Consider the following 15,143-nt stretch of genomic DNA (forward strand, 5'->3'; position numbering starts at 1 on the left):
CTGGGACGCCCTAGCCCGGGATATCGGTGCCTGGTTTGACCGTCTTTTCTATGTAGGCCTTTCAGTGACCGCCGCGGGATGGTTGATTCTCTTCCTGTCGAAGCAGCTGCCCAGATTGCGTCTCTGGATGATCGATGCTCTGTGGCTGACCGCTTTGAGGACGCGCGTCCGTGCCGATCGGTCACGAGTCAGTCCGGCCTGGGATCTCTTCAATGAAACGCTCGAAAACGGCGTCTACAAAAGCCTCATTGTTCTGCACAACTACGAGCGGGTGAACTTGATGGACTTCCCGGACTCTGTTCAAGGCAGGATCAGCCAGATCGAAGCCAAGCTGGATGCACGAACCTAGCTATTAGGTCGAGATCGTATTGCTGACCCACCTGGTCAGTTCGTTGGTGAAGGCAGAAGGCGAGGCGTTCCACTCCTGGGTGTGGTGGGCCTCGGGTAGTGGGATCAAGGTGACGGTGGCCGGATTCGCGCGTTGGAACGCGGCCGAGATTTCCCAAGGAACCTCTTGATCAGCGGTCGAGTGCAAGACAAGGGTCGGGACATCTACCCTGTTGGTTACCTCCACCCAGTCGAGCGCATCGAAATCAATCGGTTCCTTCAGCCCGAGCATTCTCGCGAACACACGGGTACCCAACAGGCGCATAACAACGCTGGCACCAACCGCCGGAACCCGGGCCCGCACTGCTCCTGCTGTAATGGCTTTCCGCCAGCTGGTGACGGGACCTACCAGGACGAGCCCGATGATCCTGTCCCGGTGGGCGCTGCGCTCTGCTGTGAGCAGGGCCATGGTACCGCCCATGGACCAGCCGGAGAGGATGATGCGCTTGGCTCCGTGTGCGACGGCATAGGACACGGCGCTTTCCACGTCGCGCCATTCCGTTTGGCCAAGGTGACTCGATTCCGCCTGTGATGGGCTGACCTCGGCGTCGCTGCGAAAAGTGGGAACCAGAGAGGTAAACCCTAACGAGCTGAATGCATGGACATCTCGGAACATGATCGAGCGGTCGGTCCAACTGCCATGGATATGGATCACCCACACGTCTGTATTTGCGGCTTCAAATAGCCATGCCGGCGCCGCACCGTACTCGGTGGGGACATCCACCTCTTGGTAGTGTCCACGGACAGCAGCGGGTTCAAAGAACACATCCGGGGTCCAATCGACGATTGGACCCAGACTTCCCGGCGTAGAGTCCGACTGATCGAGCAGCCTTTCTACGAATTTTTGATCCTCATCGATCAGGGTGACCTCACCGACTCGCGTGAACTTAGCTGTCGCAGGGTCGAAGACGCCGAAGTCGCCAGGTGCCTTGGTGTAATCGTCCAGATCAATGCGGATGCGGCGTCCGCCGTCCAGAACCTCGGCCCGGCGGTAGTCCTTGGGGCCTCGCTTGACGATTTTCCGGGCCATGACGACGGCGAACCCGGATAGCCCTGCAGCTGGCAAAAGGAACGCCGCGCAGGTCAGGATGCGCCGTGTCGTCAGCATTGGGTCTTCGTCCTCCAAGGCGGATCAAGGGGAAATGGAACCCAGACATCGTAACGCCCCTTACTGCCTGGTCCTGCGTAGACCATGCTCACTACATGCGTTGCACATGTTCACTACGGGCATGTAACGTGCTTAGTGAAACAGGAAGGTATTGCTATTTGACAAGGCTTGTTATGACTGCGGGCGCTCATTTACCGCGGAGGTAGTTGACATAGGCGGGAAGCATCTCGAACTCCACGGCATCAATGTTGGCCTCGTATTTCACGCGTTTGCCATGCCGTTGACCTGCGGGAAAGTCGGCCGTGACGGCACCGGAAGCTTCGAGGGCTTCCAGGTGGTGTTGAAGACTGGGTCGGGTCAGCTTCCTGTTATCGTCCAGGACAATCCCCTTGAGGATTTCGCCGGTGGTGCAGGGGCCGTTCTGATGCAGGTAACGCAGTATGGCCGCGTGGGCTCGATTTCCGAGAACTTCGATTGCTGCCTCAACCTCCTGCGGATGATTGGGCTGGATGAGGCGCGGCATGCGTCTATCTTGCCCGATTATTCGGATAGCTCTGAGTCGCAGATCCAAGTGTATCGCTAAACGATCAACTTTGAGCTACAGTCAAGTTGTAGGCCTTACTCGAAAGAAGGAGGCGCAACGTCCTTCGGAAGGGGATCCTGCCGAAGGACGAGATGCGTCTCATGCTGACGATGTGACAAGCATCTTGGTTGGAGCGAGAGAAGAATGGCACGCCAGCGTGGACTTGATTGCCAGTAGCTGGCAGTAGACAAGAAGCAATGCCCATGGGGGAGGGACCGGTCTTGAAGAACATGCTGCCATTCGGTACGCAGCGGCCGTTGAACGCGCCACTGCCTAACTGCCGCAGGCACCGCTCGGTGGTGGAGCGATGACCACTCGTAAAGTCATTACCGGTGCCTCGATCGTTGCCCTGCTGACGGTTGGTTTGGTGACTGTCGTCCTGGATGACAGTGATCCGGCGCAGGCGTCATCATCGTGCGCGGCACCTGCCGGTGTGGCTGCTGGTCCTGCCCCTGCCGGGGGAGGGGCCGGGTTTGATGCCGAGCAGATGAAGAACGCCCAAGCGATCATGAACGCCGCCAAGTCACTAAAGCTCCCGGTCGCGGCGCAGCTGATCGGGATCCAAACCGCAATCGGTGAATCCACACTCCGCGTCGTTGACTACGGGGACGGGGCAGGCCCGGATTCTCGTGGGCTGTTCCAGCAGCGCGCCAACGGCGCGTGGGGTTCCTATGCGGACCGGATGGACCCCACCATTTCAGCGACGAACTTTTTCAAAGCCCTCCAGCGTGTGGAGGGATGGGAAACCCTCGAGCCGACAATCGCCATTCACAGGGCACAACGGAACGCGGACCCGAACCACTACACGAAGTTCCGGGCACAGGCCACGGAAGTCTTCAAAGCCTTGGGTGGGGAGTCTGCCGCAACGGTGGACCCGTCCGGCGTGTGCCCCGCTGAAGGCAACCAGGTTGTCGGGGACTTGGCCGGCAAGTGGGTCAAGCCCATGGAAGGGGCGATCAACAGCAGCGGTTACGGTCCCCGTCCCGCACCGCCAGGCACCGCCGGGGGAGTGCTGGCCAACTTCCACTACGGCATTGACTTCGTTCACCCCGGAGGGCCGGGAACGATAGTGGCCCTGACGGACATGAAGATCGTCAAGGTCCGCAACATGGACGGCTTGTTCGGCACCGGCGTGACCGGGCAGACCGTGGACGGAAAGCTCACGATCGGCATGTACCACATGGAAGCCGGGTCGGTGAAGGTCAAAGAAGGTGACACCGTGGCCGCCGGAACACCCTTGGGCACCGAAGGCGCAACGGGCAACGTTACCGGCCGCCACCTGCACATGGAGTTCTTCGCCGGTGCTCTGCCCAACCCCATGGTCCCGATCAATCCCACCATCGACCCGACTCCGATCCTGAAAGAGAAAGGCATTCTCTGATGCGCAAGCACCTCGCACTCACAGCCGCCCTTGTCGCCGCGCTCTCCCTGAGTGCCTGCGCCGGAAACGCGGGCACGGTACCGGCCACCGATTCGACCCCCACGGTGAACACAGGACAGGCAGGCCAGGAGAGCCATCATGCCGACGACGGCCACGACCACGGCACCGATGAGCACTACAGCGTCCCGGAGGTGACGTGGGATGCCGCCGCTGAGAAGTCGGTCAAGGACACCGCGGCCAAGGTCATGGGCCTGTTCGCCCGTCCCGACGTTCCGGAAACAACCTGGTTCGCTGACCTCGCCCCGCATCTCGCACCGGAATATGCCGAGGATGCGAAGTACATCGACCCGGCCCGGGTGCCCATCCGCAAAGTCACGGACGGGCCAGCGATCAGCAGGGATGCCGGCAACCCGACGACCGTCACCGCTTCGTTCTCCACCGATGCGGGCCGCTGGACGATGCTCCTGCACCGGTCCGGACAGCAGCAGCCCTGGCTGGTAACAGCCATATCCCCGCAAGACCCGACCTCATGAACCCAAAGACAGAACCTGAAACGAGCGAGAGGAACCATCCGATGAGCACGAACTGGCAGGGTAGCGAACGGAAGAGCCGCGCACCCATCAGCCTGACCGACACCGAGCCCGATGCGACCACCACGGACCCGGCCACGATCATCCACGCAGTCCCGGATGCCGAAGCGGCCTCAGTAGCAAAGGCTGAAACCCCTGTGGTGGAGGACCCACACCGGGAGGCTCCGCTGGTCAGTGGACGCCGCAGCGCAGCTGTGTTGCGCAAGGAGAACGTGAACGACCAGCTGCCGCCGGCCACCGGTTGGCAGGCATTTCTGCGGGCGGTCAGCTTCGGTCTGATCAGCCCCAAGGTAGGCGCGGCCGAGCTGGCACGTCGGGCGGATCTGTCCGCGATCCAGCGGGTGTACTCCCGTCCGATGCAGATCATGGTCGCCCAGCCCCTGGGCGGGGTGGGCAAGACGATGTGCAGCGTCGGGCTGGGTTCCACGTTCGGGATCCACTCAGGCCAGCAGACGCTGGTGTGGGACAACAACGAGATGATGGGCACCGCCGGCGTCCGCACCAACGCGAACGACTCCACCCGGACGGTCTGGGATCTGTTGAACGTCCTCGAGTCCTTCGAGACCGTCACCGCCCGCAAGGGTGAACTGTCCTACTACACCCGACACCAAGGGAACAACCAGTTCTCCGTCCTGGTCGCTGACGAGGACGCGGACCGGATGAAGTCCATTGGTGCCGATGAGTTCAACCGCATCCACACCGTGGTCAGCCGTTTCTACGACACCATCATCGTGGACACCGGGAACAACACCCGCTCAGCGAACTGGCTCGCCTCCATCGAGGTCACCGACCAGCTGGTGATCCCCACGACGCTAAAGCGCAACGCTGTCGTCTCGGCCCTGCGGATGATCGAACAGCTCGAATCCATGTCCGAGCGCACCGGCAACCCGCACTACAAAGACCTCGTGAGCAACGCCGTCGTCCTGGTCACTCAGGGCGGCGGGGCGAAAGTCTCCGCAGCAGAGCAGGCGGAGCTTCGCGAGAACCTTGCCTCCGCAGTTCGGGTCCTGATCGACATCCCGTACGACGGTGCGCTGGATACGGGCTCGATCATCGACTGGCAGCTCGTCGGTGACCCGGCCCGCCTTGCCTTCGAACGTGCCTCGGCGGAAATCGCTGAAGGCCTCCTGGCCGTTGACCGCGCCACCTCCACCAAAGCCACCAACCGATAGGGAACCCAGGAATCATGTTCAAGTCCATTGGCAACGAAATTATTATCCGCACCGCAGTACCCACCCTCGACAACCCCCTGGACGGCGTAACACCCAGCATCGATGTGTTCGGCGTGAAGTTCACCGGCGCGATCCAAATGATCCTTGGCGGTCTTTGGGCTCTTGCTCTGATTCTTCTGGCCGGGGCGTTCATTTGGAACCTCATGAAGTGGGGCATCGCCCGCAACCGCGGCCACTCCGATGACATCGAAGACGGCGCAGCAGGGGCCAAGAAGACCGGCATCGCCTTCGGCGCGGCCGCCGGCGCCAGCGTCATCATCGGCGGCATCCTGGCACTTGCCACGGCAGCAGGAGCCTAGCCCATGCGGAAACACTGGAAACTCCTCACAGCCTTGGCTGCGGTGATCCTGATTATCGCTGTGGCCGTCGTCCTCCTGAACCCACCGGCACCGGCGGCCAAACCGGATGACCCCAGCTCCCTGCAAGCATCCGGGAAGTTCGGTTTCCCCGTCTCCGGAGTCAAGATCGGCGAAGGCGGGACCAAAACCGCCAGCGACGGCAAAACTATCACCGGCTACAACGGGAGCTGCGACTCGGCCGCCCAAGCCGCCGCTAACTACACCCACCTCATCGAGGACGTAAACGTTTCGACCTGGGCGCAGCAAAAGAAGATCCTGGCCGAGGTAGGCAAGCAGGGCCCTTGGGTGGGGAGAGTCAGCTACAAAGGCGACCTGCTAACCACCGCCAAGGATCTTCCTAACGGACCATTCGACGGTGGTTGGTTTTACCGCACGGACGTAGCATCCGGTGGCCTGTACCGGGCCACCAGCTGCGAAGCGAAAAAGAAGGCCGTAGTTCAGGTTTTCTTCGGAGCTGTCAGCGCAAACGTGAAGACGGCCCCGAGTGCATTCTTCCAAACGGCCTCGTTTGAACTCACATGGGATGGGGACTGGAAGATTTCCGATGCTGCCGTTGTGCAGAGTGGTCAAAATTTCGGTGGCCGCGTCAAGGACGGCGGTCCGGTGAGCGTGGGCACCAACATGGAGGACGAGGCCACGCCGGTTCTGCGGGACGAGCTGGTCAACGCGTTCTTCAAGGACGTCAGCCGTGAGGGATGGGTTGAGTATGCAAACGCTAAGCGTTAGCAGAACGATCCGTCTCGTCGCAGTGCTGTTGGCGTTGTTCCTCGGCTTTGGGGTGATCGCTGCCGGTCCAGCGCAGGCAGCCGACGAGGTGAGCAAGTCCGAGAAATTGAACGCGGACCAGCTCAAACGCCTTGCCGGACTCCCTGCAGACCAGCGCGACAAAATCCGAGACCGGCTAAACCAAGAGCTAGCAAAGAATGCCTGCGGGGATCTTGCTTTTCACACGGCAATGGGCCTCAGCGATTGTGAAACTATCTCCGCGAAGGCTTTCGGATCGTTTCTGACCACGCCTGAGAAGGTGCTGGACTACGACGGTAAGAACACGACCGCATTCTGCGCTGGACTGCCCGGAGCTGGCGCACCTGACTCAGCGACTCTGTGGTGCGCTCAAGGTTCTGTAGTTGAGAAGTTCCTTCCAATTGCTGGTGTGGTGATGCGTACCGTGATCTCCACGATGCCTGGTGGTCAGGTGGTGTTGGGAACGGTCGATACTGTGGCGTTCATCGCCAACGCCAAGGACGGGTTTGAGAAGTTCGCGAACACCGTCAAGGCAGAGGGCGTGAAGTCCACCAACGAGGTGCTGAACAACCTGTTGAAGGTCTCCGTGTTCGACATTGACGATGGCTTCCGTAATACGTGGGCTGCGTTCGCGGCGATCGGGATCCTGGTCATGGGCATGATGTATTTCAAGCTCTGGAAGGACGTTTCGAACGAAGAGATCGACATGGACTCCGCCCGGACGTCGCTGTTCTGGTACGGGCCGTTGTCCATGATCCTGGTGCTGTTCGGGCCGGCTATCGGCTACGTGATCAACGGTTGGATGACAGGGCTGACTGAAGGGATCACGTTCTGGACTTCCAGCAGGGTCACGGACTTCGGGGTCGCCATTTCCCGGTTCGCGTCCTACGAATCCAGTGGCGCGTTCGGTCCCCTGGCTGCGGTCTTGCTGTTCGGGCTGCTGTTCATCGCAGCCTGGGCCATGCTCGGGCTGCTCGCGTTGCAGCCGTTGGCCCTGTACCTGCTTGGTTTGGGCATCGCTTTGATGGTCGGGTTCATGATCCACCCGAAGTACCGCGAACGCGTAGGCAAGGTCGGAGCTCTGTGGCTCGGGATTTCCCTGTCGAAACCGTTGCTGCTGCTGCTCATGGGTGCAGTGTTCAGCTACATCGCCTCACGTCCAGCGTTCGTCGGCGAGGGCGTAGACGATGGCATGGTGAACGCCACATCAGTGTTCCTGGCCGCGGCCGCGATGTGTGTTCTGGCTTTCGCCCTGCCGATGCTCTACAAGTACGTCCCGATCCTGCCGTCATCCTCGACCAGCCTGGGTGAGGGCCGTCAGTCCATCGCCGGGCCGGCCATGGTCGCCGGCGCGGGCGCGGCAATCTCCTCGGCCATCCGACGGAAACGGACCGCACAGGTACAGTCCGGCGCTACGGGCGGACGGAGCGGGAGCCCTTACGGGGGCGGGGCCGACACGAAGGGCCCCTCGTCGGTGGCAACGCAATCAGAAGGTCAGGGCGGTTCAGGACTGGGATCGAACGGTTCGGGAGTCTCAGGACGCCGCAGTGCGGCCTCCAGGGTTCCTACCGAGCAGGGTGCTGCACCCTCGGGTCAGGACCGCCAAGGCGGTCAGGCGCAAGGACAGGGACAGCCGGAAACCCGCACGATCGGGGAGCTGCAGAAAGCCGACCGGGCCGGAACCGGCGGAGCGAAGGCAGCGCAAGCTCTGAAGACCGGTGCCGGGGCAGTGGGCCGGGGATCCGCGAAGGTTGCAGCCGGTGGCGCGACGGCGTTCCTGCTGGCGGGCAGGGAAGCAGCGCGTCAGGCCTCCATGCGTGGGCAGCGTTCTGCCCGTTCGATGGCACCGGATACCGACCACATCAGTGGCCGGTAAGAGAAGTACGGCAAGGAGTAGGTAGTCATGGGAAGAATGGTTGTTGTTGGCGGTGAGGTCCAGAGCCGTGGTCTGTTCGGTGGGAACCGGACGGCACCGGAATGGATCGGCCTGTCGGTGGCCATCGGTACCGCGCTGTTGATCGTCCTGGCCGGCGGCAGCCAGATCGTCGCCCTGATCCTTGCCGCGGTGCTGGTCCTGGCTGGGGTCATCCTGACCACGCCCAATAAGTTCTCCGGTCACCGCTCCCTGGGTGCTCTCTTCGTGGAGGTCCGGCATAAGAAGGTCCGCGCCAAGAACAAGTCCCTGGTCTACGTTCCGGTCAAGAACCGGCCGCAGACGCGGATGATCAAGGCCGGGAAGAAGGACCGTGACCGTGCCGACGAGAACGGCATGATCGAAGTCCCGATCCGGCATAAGGACAATGCGCCGCTCATGGTGGGCACCGTCCGCCACTTCGCCATCGACACCCCCGAGGGGCCGCTGGTGATCTTCCGGCATCAGGGCAAGATCAAGAAGTCCTACTACACGGCCACGATGGAAGTCATGGGCTCGTCCTCGGGGATCCGGGAGGAGTACCGGAAGGAATCAGGGCACGTCGCCCGGGGCCAGTACCTCGCCCGGTTGGCCCGCCGCCAATCCCTCGTCACCCATATCCAGACCCTCGCCCGGGCAGTGCCGATGGACTCGGCCGACCACCTGCTGTGGGTCAAACGGCGGGTCGCGCAGAACGTCCCACGGATCCTCTTGGAGTCCTACGGTGAGTTGTGCGAGACGACCCGTTCACGGTCCGAACAGCACCGCACCTATGAGACGTTCCGGATCCCCGGCTCCGCTGCCCTGTACCGCCGCGCGGAAGCGTACGGATCAGGGGACGAAGGGATCGGTCAGGCGATCTATCAGGAAATCCGCTCTGCCATGGCCCAGGCCTCAATGATGGGCTCGATCACGAACTCGCGGCCCCTTGGCCCCCAAGCCATGGCAGCGCTGCTGCGTCACCTGCAGGACCCGGACTTCGACATTGACGACTACGAAGGCGCCCACCTGATGGACTGCTGGCAGCACCTGGACGGCACAGCCTCTCCCATCTCCCTGGTGGTGAACAACCACTGGCACATCCGCACCGGCTACGTGCCGGCCTCGGCCTTCAGCCCCGCTCCCATCCCGGTCGAGGCGTTGGAAGCGATCATCAGCGGCATCCAGCCCGCCGTGGTGCATTCAGTGTCCATGGTCATGGAACTTGAAGATGCCCGCAGCGCACGGTCCAAAGCCCGGACGGATGCCGCGATGGACAGGGCAAAGGGCAACGAGGTAGCCAAGTCCGGTGTCGTCACCGACGGCACCGAAGAAGTGTTGATGGACGCCTCCCACCAGCGCCTCCTGGACCTGAAGCCTGGCTCCGGCCACCACGGCGCGGCCTACGGCCTGTATATCTCTTTCGCGGTGGAAGATGCGAACGAGATCCTGTCCACCACCGACATTGTTGAGGCAGCTGCTTCCGATGCTGGTATCGAGTTCATTGACTGGTTGGACCACCGCAACGACCTTGCCCTGATCACCACTATGCCGTTCACGAGGGGAATCCGATGAGCACCACGAACGAGACCAAGCGTTTCAGCCTGCTCTGGGCTGCCGCCAGGAAATCCAAGCGGACGATCAGAGCGCAGGCCCGCGCCGGGAAGCTGGAGCTGGAAACAGCTGCAGCCGATACCGCGGCCGAAGGGTTGCGCCGGAACAAGCCGTTGAGCAAGCGTGCGGTGAAAAAGGCTGAGAAGAAGGAAGCCAAGGACCGTGAGCTGATTGAGGCCAAAGCGAACGCCAAGGCCCGGTGGCACCACGAACGCAAGTGGGCTTTCGCGTCAAAACTGGGCTTCTATGACCCGGCAGCCACGGGTGTGGCGTCTTCGACCCGGCAGATGGAGTTCTCCCACATGGCGATTGCCTCCCCGCCGACCTCGCACCGCGGCCTGGTATTCGGCGTCGATGCCGGGTCCGGGTGGATGATCGTCCACGACCCATTCACCGCCTACGGTGACACCCTCGAATCCCCGAACGTCTGCTACATCGGTGACCTCGGGCAAGGGAAATCCTCGGCCATGAAAACCTGGGGCGTGCTGCGTCAACTGATCCTCGGCCGCCGCGTCGTGGTGATCGACAAGAAGTATCAGAAGGACGTCGGCGGCGGCGAATACACCCCTCTTGCACGGAAGCTCGGCGTCGCACCGGTGCGGTTCAGCATCGGTGGCGGCGGATCCCGGATCAACATCCTCGATCCCCGTATCGCTGCACGCCTGAACGAGGAAACCCACGACAGCGCCGAAGCGTTCCGCACTCCGGCAGGTCAATCAATGCTGGTCCGTGCCGTGATGGAAGAAGCCCTCCGCCGGCCCATGACGCCCAAAGAAGGCAAAGCCGTCCGGATGGCGCACAGGCAGGCGTTGACGGACGCGAAGAAGGCGGGGGAAGTCGCGCACATCGGGCACGTCCTCAAAGCCCTCTACGCCCCCAATGAAGACGCCGCAAGGACCACGAACCTGACAGTGGAAGAGCTGCGCGAATGGGGTCAGGATCCGGCCTTCGAGCTTGAACGAATGATCGAAGACGACCTCGCCGGCCTGATCGACGGGGAAACCAGCGTGGATATCCAGCTCAACGCCGGCCTGACGGTCTTTGACGTCTCGCTCCTGCCCGAGGACGGCCCGGCGCTGCCGATCGTCATGACGATCATCAACACCTGGTTGGCGAACACCCTCTACCGGCAGGAAGAAGCAGTCCCGACGGTATTGCTGATTGAAGAAGCCTGGCACACCGTCCAGGGATCGGTGGCCACGGTGACCCGCCGCAACACCAAACTCTCCCGCGCCCTGTCCCTCTCGTGCCAGTTCGCGTTCCACCACATCTCCGACATCCCGGCAGACAGCCCGGCGATCTCCATGCTCAAAGAATGCGGCACCGTCCTGCTCTACAAGCAGCAAAAGAGCGCCGACGCCTTGGCCTGCGAAGAGATGTTCACCCTCCCCATAGGGACGGCCGAAGTGATCACCAAACTGGTCAAGGGCACCTGCCTGTTCAAAATCGACCAATACGACCCCTTCGAAGCCATACACGTCCGCAGCCCCCTCGAAGTCGAACTGACCGACACGGACGGTGCCATGAAGTCCACCTCCACCATCGCGTTCACCGAAGAACCCAGCACCGACGAGGCCATGGAGGTCATCCCGGCATGAGCAAACAAACCTCAACAGACACCCTGATGAAGATGGGCCTCGCCGGCTTCGTTGTCGTGCTGGCGGGCCTCGCCTGGGTCTCCGCATTCCTCGGTGAGCTCCTGACACCAACCGGGATGCCATGGACCAACTTCACGGAATTGGTGGCCCGGTTCAAGGCCGGCACCTTCGCCTGGCCAGGAGCCGCGACATGGATACTGATCGTGCTCGCGATTCTTGCTTTCCTGGGCATGGCGTTCCTGACCATCGTGCTCGGGGGCAACAAGCCTAAAGACGACGGCCTGCCCCGGTACAAGGACCTCGAGCCCCGGATGGGCAAGAAGGCAGCCTTGGCCAAAGCCCGGCAGTCACTCCACCTGCCCGAAGACGCAGCCGAAGCGGACATCATCGTCCCGGCGTTCAAACTCGACGGCAAAATCCTCTACGTCCAGCACGAAGATTCCATGTGGGTTTATGCCCCGCAACGTTCAGGAAAGACCCTCTACATTGCTGTCGGAATCGTGTTGGATGCCCCGGGTCCGGTGCTCGCGACGTCCACGAAAAATGACCTGCTGATGTACACAGCGGTGTCACGCAAGCGGCGCGGCCGCGCGCAGGTCTTTGACTTGCAGGACATTTCCGGTTGGCCCGACACGATCAGCTGGAGCCCCGTTGCCGGCTGCGAAGACCCGGACGAAGCCCTCGCCCGCGGCAAAGCCTGGGCCGGCGCCCAGCCGATGGGGAACGTCAAGAACGGCGACTGGTTCAACTCCAAGGCCGCAGCCATTCTGGGCCGGTTCCTGCACGCCGCGGCGCTCGATGGAGGCACCATCGAGGACGTTGTGCGCTGGTCCAACAACTTCGCCGATCCCGAACCTCTGGAAATCCTCCGCGAACATGGGGCACCGGCCGCGTTCGCAGAACGCTTGCAGGCGCTGACTTCCTCCCGTGCCGGCGAAACGGTGGATTCCATCCAGGAGACCCTTGCCGGGCTGCTGGAGCCTCTGTCCTCGCCGAAGGCCTTGAAGTTCCTCACCCCTGGCGAAGGCCAGGGCTTCGATGTGGACGACTTCCTGACGGGAGCAAATACCCTGTACCTGCTCACGGACGGGGAAGATTCCCCGGTGGCTCCATTGGTGACGATGTTCGCGGACCACGTATTCCGTAAAGCCCAGAAAATCTCCCAGACCCGCGCCGGCGGCCGCTTGTGGCCGGTGCTCACGATGGTTTTGGATGAAGCCCCCAACGTTGCGGCGTTTCCGAAGATGGCAGGTGCCCTTTCGGACTCCGGCGGCCGCGGCATCCGCATCATCGGGTTCAGCCAGTCATTCGCCCAGAACCGCGCCCGTTGGGGAGACGACGGGGCCAAAGCGATCCGCGGGACATCGTCCCTTCGCCTGTTCCTTCCCGGTCTGGAAGAAATGGCCGAACTCGAAACCATCGCCAAAGCCGCCGGACCGACCACCCATCAGCGTGTTTCAACGTCGCGGGGCAAGGGCGGTTCGTCCAAGACCACCAGCGAAGAGGAACGCCCGGCGATCCGCGCCCACAAGATCCAGCAACTGGATCAGGGTAAGGCCTTCATGCACTACACCAACGTCCGCCCGGCGATCGTGGAACTGACCCCATACTGGGAACGCAATGACGTTGAGCAGATCAAGAAGGACAAGCAGGCCGCCGAGGCCCTGACCAGCCGAATCACCGGATGAGCAACGATCCCTACGCCGGCATCCCGTTCCCGGACGAGGAACCTGCGCCGGAAGACTCCGGCGCAGGCAGCGATGCCGGGGCACCCGGCATCGCACCGGCCGGCGTTGACGGAGACGGCGTATTGCCCTCCGTCGAGGAACTGGTGCTGGACCATGACGGCCAGCTGGGCCAGCTCCGCGCAGACGTTGACGGATTGGTGGGACTGGTCGGGGATCTTCTCCAGAAGCCGCCCGCCGAGAAGCCGGCGCCTTGGAACTGGAAGGAACTGGACGGCCCCAACGCCGCGGCGCTCCTGACCGAACTGCGCCAGTGGGTTGACTGGTACAACGGCCGCTACGGTGTCACGACCGATTCCAGGATCTTAGGCTGCTGGTACCGCCACGGCCCGGTCGTGGAAGAACTCACCGGCGTGTGGATCGCCTGGCGGGCTGCCTATTGCGGGCACAAGACCCCGAACGATGCCCCGGCGTACTGGCACGAACGGATCCTGTGGCCCGCCATCGCCCGGATCACCAAGAGCAACTGGGGTCTATCAGCATGCATCCCCGCACACAAGGACCCCCGACCCAAGACAGAGCCTTCCACCGACGACGGATTCACAGCCTTCACTACCACCCTGAATGGCTGATCCGGTTCCACGAGACGGCACAAGAGCGCACAGTGCTAAAGCCCATCCACTCTGGTGGGGCTCGAATGGTGCGGCCTCTCACCGCGTGGGTCTCATGTGGTCGAGTTTTCTCACAGCCAACCTCAAGCTTTGGGTGGGCATAATGCGACCGAAGCTTCGGTCAACCGCTATTTGACCGGGGCTTCGCCAATTCCGGCGCAGGGAAGTGCTAGAAGTTACTGGATCTGCCCACGTACGAGGAGTCAAAAACATTTGCGGCCGCAGGGCGGCTGAAGTGTCTTCTGGCGGCATTTACGATGTAGGCCCACTCATCCGAGGCAGCCCACGCCGGGTTGTCGACCTGATCTCCGGCGCGTATCCGTCTCGAACCATCCGTGAGGCCTGTGACTGCGGTTCTTGAAAGGTGCCAATCGTGCGTCGGGCGATATATCCCCTCCGTCGTCAGGTACCAAGGGGAGTCGTCAGGTCCTATCGTTTCAATGAGCATCCCCTCAAACTGGTGCCGCCCGGGAGACTTGTTGCTTGCAGCCACCGCGGCCTGGATACCTTTTTCGAATCGGACGCGGATCGTTGTCCAGTCGATCCTTTCCCCAAGTGGGCGTCCCCGGTTCTGGGTCAACCTGTCAGTAAGACGTTCCACGGCATCGTAGAACTCCTCCCCGGGCTCCCAGACGATGGCTACGCTTAATTGCGGATTACCCGGTGTTCCGGTCAGATGCATTTGGGAGTCTCCAGCGGTGCGGCGAATCTGCCGGTCGTGGGACATCCCCGAGGTGTAAGGCGGACCCCAGCGCAGGCCAATACGAAGCTTTCCTGGTTCTTCGTCCGCCTGAACTTCCAGCTTGTTCCCGAAGAGCGCTCCAACGCGCGCGGCTTCTTCAAAGGCGCGCTTCACCCGTTCGTAAGTGAAATCCTGAGCGAGGTTATCGAGCGCCTTGCTCTGATTGGCGAGCCTGGTCTCGTAAAGTGAATCGATCCGCTCCGACAGGGGTGCCAAACGATCGTCAATTTGGGACTCCACCTCCCCTCGCAGTTCATCCCTGACGCCAGCTGCGGCGTGCGACACAGTGTCGGTCACGACTTTCCTCAGCAGCGGTTCGCACAGCAGCAGGGCGGCCGCCGAAAGGATTCCGACGCCGAAGTTGGTGAAGATGGATTGCCAGACAGGCCAACTATCATCCGAGGTCCAGGAGAACCAGCCCCGAAAGAAGGCGAGGGCGGTGACAACCGCTCCGAGAAGAATCAATGCCAGCACCCAGGTCCGCTTTAACCTGTGCCGGGGAGTCGTCGTGTCCACATCGACACAGTACAGGTGCCTTAGCCTCCCGGCACCCCAACC

Annotated in this window: 13 protein-coding genes and 1 pseudogene; 11 read left to right on the forward strand and 3 right to left on the reverse strand. The window is 62.1% G+C overall.

Annotated features, from left to right (window positions below):
* Positions 1–349 (forward strand): annotated as a pseudogene (locus HP499_RS02115) (hypothetical protein); the annotation flags it as partial.
* A 3-nt stretch (positions 350–352) separates the two neighbouring features.
* On the opposite strand, the gene HP499_RS02120 reads toward HP499_RS02115, so the two are convergent.
* Positions 353–1,495: a S9 family peptidase gene (locus HP499_RS02120; RefSeq protein ID WP_172322311.1), complete on the reverse strand. Its 1,143-nt coding sequence runs from the start codon at positions 1,493–1,495 to the stop codon at positions 353–355.
* Between the two features lie 187 nt (positions 1,496–1,682).
* Positions 1,683–2,018, reverse strand: a complete 336-nt coding sequence (locus HP499_RS02125) for a helix-turn-helix domain-containing protein (protein ID WP_172322312.1) — start codon at positions 2,016–2,018, stop codon at positions 1,683–1,685.
* 367 nt (positions 2,019–2,385) lie between these two features.
* Between HP499_RS02125 and HP499_RS02130 the strand changes: the two genes are divergently transcribed.
* The 10 genes from HP499_RS02130 to HP499_RS02175 are packed head-to-tail and all read left to right on the forward strand — an operon-like array spanning position 2,386 to position 13,804.
* On the forward strand, positions 2,386–3,459 hold the full coding sequence (locus tag HP499_RS02130; protein ID WP_172322313.1) for a M23 family metallopeptidase: 1,074 nt from the start codon (positions 2,386–2,388) through the stop codon (positions 3,457–3,459).
* Entirely contained in the window at positions 3,459–3,992 is a 534-nt protein-coding gene (locus HP499_RS02135; RefSeq protein WP_172322314.1) for a hypothetical protein, read from the forward strand. The genes HP499_RS02130 and HP499_RS02135 overlap by 1 nt, the downstream gene beginning before the upstream one ends.
* A gap of 41 nt (positions 3,993–4,033) precedes the next feature.
* On the forward strand, positions 4,034–5,221 hold the full coding sequence (locus HP499_RS02140) for an AAA family ATPase (protein ID WP_172322315.1): 1,188 nt from the start codon (positions 4,034–4,036) through the stop codon (positions 5,219–5,221).
* 14 nt (positions 5,222–5,235) lie between these two features.
* Entirely contained in the window at positions 5,236–5,580 is a 345-nt protein-coding gene (locus HP499_RS02145) for a hypothetical protein (protein WP_172322316.1), read from the forward strand.
* A gap of 3 nt (positions 5,581–5,583) precedes the next feature.
* Complete coding sequence (locus tag HP499_RS02150; protein WP_172322317.1) at positions 5,584–6,366, forward strand: hypothetical protein; 783 nt, start codon at positions 5,584–5,586, stop codon at positions 6,364–6,366.
* Positions 6,347–8,260 carry a hypothetical protein gene (locus tag HP499_RS02155; protein ID WP_253951327.1) on the forward strand — a complete coding sequence of 638 codons (1,914 nt, stop codon included), beginning with the start codon at positions 6,347–6,349 and terminating at the stop codon, positions 8,258–8,260. The genes HP499_RS02150 and HP499_RS02155 overlap by 20 nt, the downstream gene beginning before the upstream one ends.
* A 27-nt stretch (positions 8,261–8,287) precedes the next feature.
* Positions 8,288–9,850, forward strand: coding sequence for a hypothetical protein (locus HP499_RS02160; protein ID WP_172322318.1), 1,563 nt, complete (start codon positions 8,288–8,290; stop codon positions 9,848–9,850).
* Entirely contained in the window at positions 9,847–11,487 is a 1,641-nt protein-coding gene (locus HP499_RS02165; protein ID WP_172322319.1) for an ATP-binding protein, read from the forward strand. The genes HP499_RS02160 and HP499_RS02165 overlap by 4 nt, the downstream gene beginning before the upstream one ends.
* Positions 11,484–13,175, forward strand: coding sequence for a type IV secretory system conjugative DNA transfer family protein (locus tag HP499_RS02170; RefSeq protein ID WP_172322320.1), 1,692 nt, complete (start codon positions 11,484–11,486; stop codon positions 13,173–13,175). Before HP499_RS02165 ends, HP499_RS02170 begins: the two co-directional genes overlap by 4 nt.
* Positions 13,172–13,804, forward strand: a complete 633-nt coding sequence (locus HP499_RS02175; RefSeq protein ID WP_172322321.1) for a hypothetical protein — start codon at positions 13,172–13,174, stop codon at positions 13,802–13,804. Before HP499_RS02170 ends, HP499_RS02175 begins: the two co-directional genes overlap by 4 nt.
* A gap of 208 nt (positions 13,805–14,012) precedes the next feature.
* Here the strand turns inward: HP499_RS02175 and HP499_RS02180 are convergent, their stop codons facing one another.
* Positions 14,013–15,101, reverse strand: coding sequence for a hypothetical protein (locus HP499_RS02180; protein ID WP_172322322.1), 1,089 nt, complete (start codon positions 15,099–15,101; stop codon positions 14,013–14,015).
* Between the last annotated feature and the right edge of the window lie 42 nt (positions 15,102–15,143).

The sequence above is a fragment of the Paenarthrobacter sp. CM16 genome (genome assembly GCF_013179505.1).
Taxonomy (GTDB): domain Bacteria; phylum Actinomycetota; class Actinomycetes; order Actinomycetales; family Micrococcaceae; genus Arthrobacter.

Coding starts and splice junctions, on each gene's coding strand:
- HP499_RS02130 (WP_172322313.1), top strand. CDS start 2,386: ATGACCACTCGTAAAGTCATTACCGGTGCCTCGATCGTTGCCCTGCTG.
- HP499_RS02120 (WP_172322311.1), bottom strand. CDS start 1,495: ATGCTGACGACACGGCGCATCCTGACCTGCGCGGCGTTCCTTTTGCCA.
- HP499_RS02125 (WP_172322312.1), bottom strand. CDS start 2,018: ATGCCGCGCCTCATCCAGCCCAATCATCCGCAGGAGGTTGAGGCAGCA.
- HP499_RS02165 (WP_172322319.1), top strand. CDS start 9,847: ATGAGCACCACGAACGAGACCAAGCGTTTCAGCCTGCTCTGGGCTGCC.
- HP499_RS02145 (WP_172322316.1), top strand. CDS start 5,236: ATGTTCAAGTCCATTGGCAACGAAATTATTATCCGCACCGCAGTACCC.
- HP499_RS02175 (WP_172322321.1), top strand. CDS start 13,172: ATGAGCAACGATCCCTACGCCGGCATCCCGTTCCCGGACGAGGAACCT.
- HP499_RS02135 (WP_172322314.1), top strand. CDS start 3,459: ATGCGCAAGCACCTCGCACTCACAGCCGCCCTTGTCGCCGCGCTCTCC.
- HP499_RS02150 (WP_172322317.1), top strand. CDS start 5,584: ATGCGGAAACACTGGAAACTCCTCACAGCCTTGGCTGCGGTGATCCTG.
- HP499_RS02140 (WP_172322315.1), top strand. CDS start 4,034: ATGAGCACGAACTGGCAGGGTAGCGAACGGAAGAGCCGCGCACCCATC.
- HP499_RS02155 (WP_253951327.1), top strand. CDS start 6,347: ATGCAAACGCTAAGCGTTAGCAGAACGATCCGTCTCGTCGCAGTGCTG.
- HP499_RS02170 (WP_172322320.1), top strand. CDS start 11,484: ATGAGCAAACAAACCTCAACAGACACCCTGATGAAGATGGGCCTCGCC.
- HP499_RS02160 (WP_172322318.1), top strand. CDS start 8,288: ATGGGAAGAATGGTTGTTGTTGGCGGTGAGGTCCAGAGCCGTGGTCTG.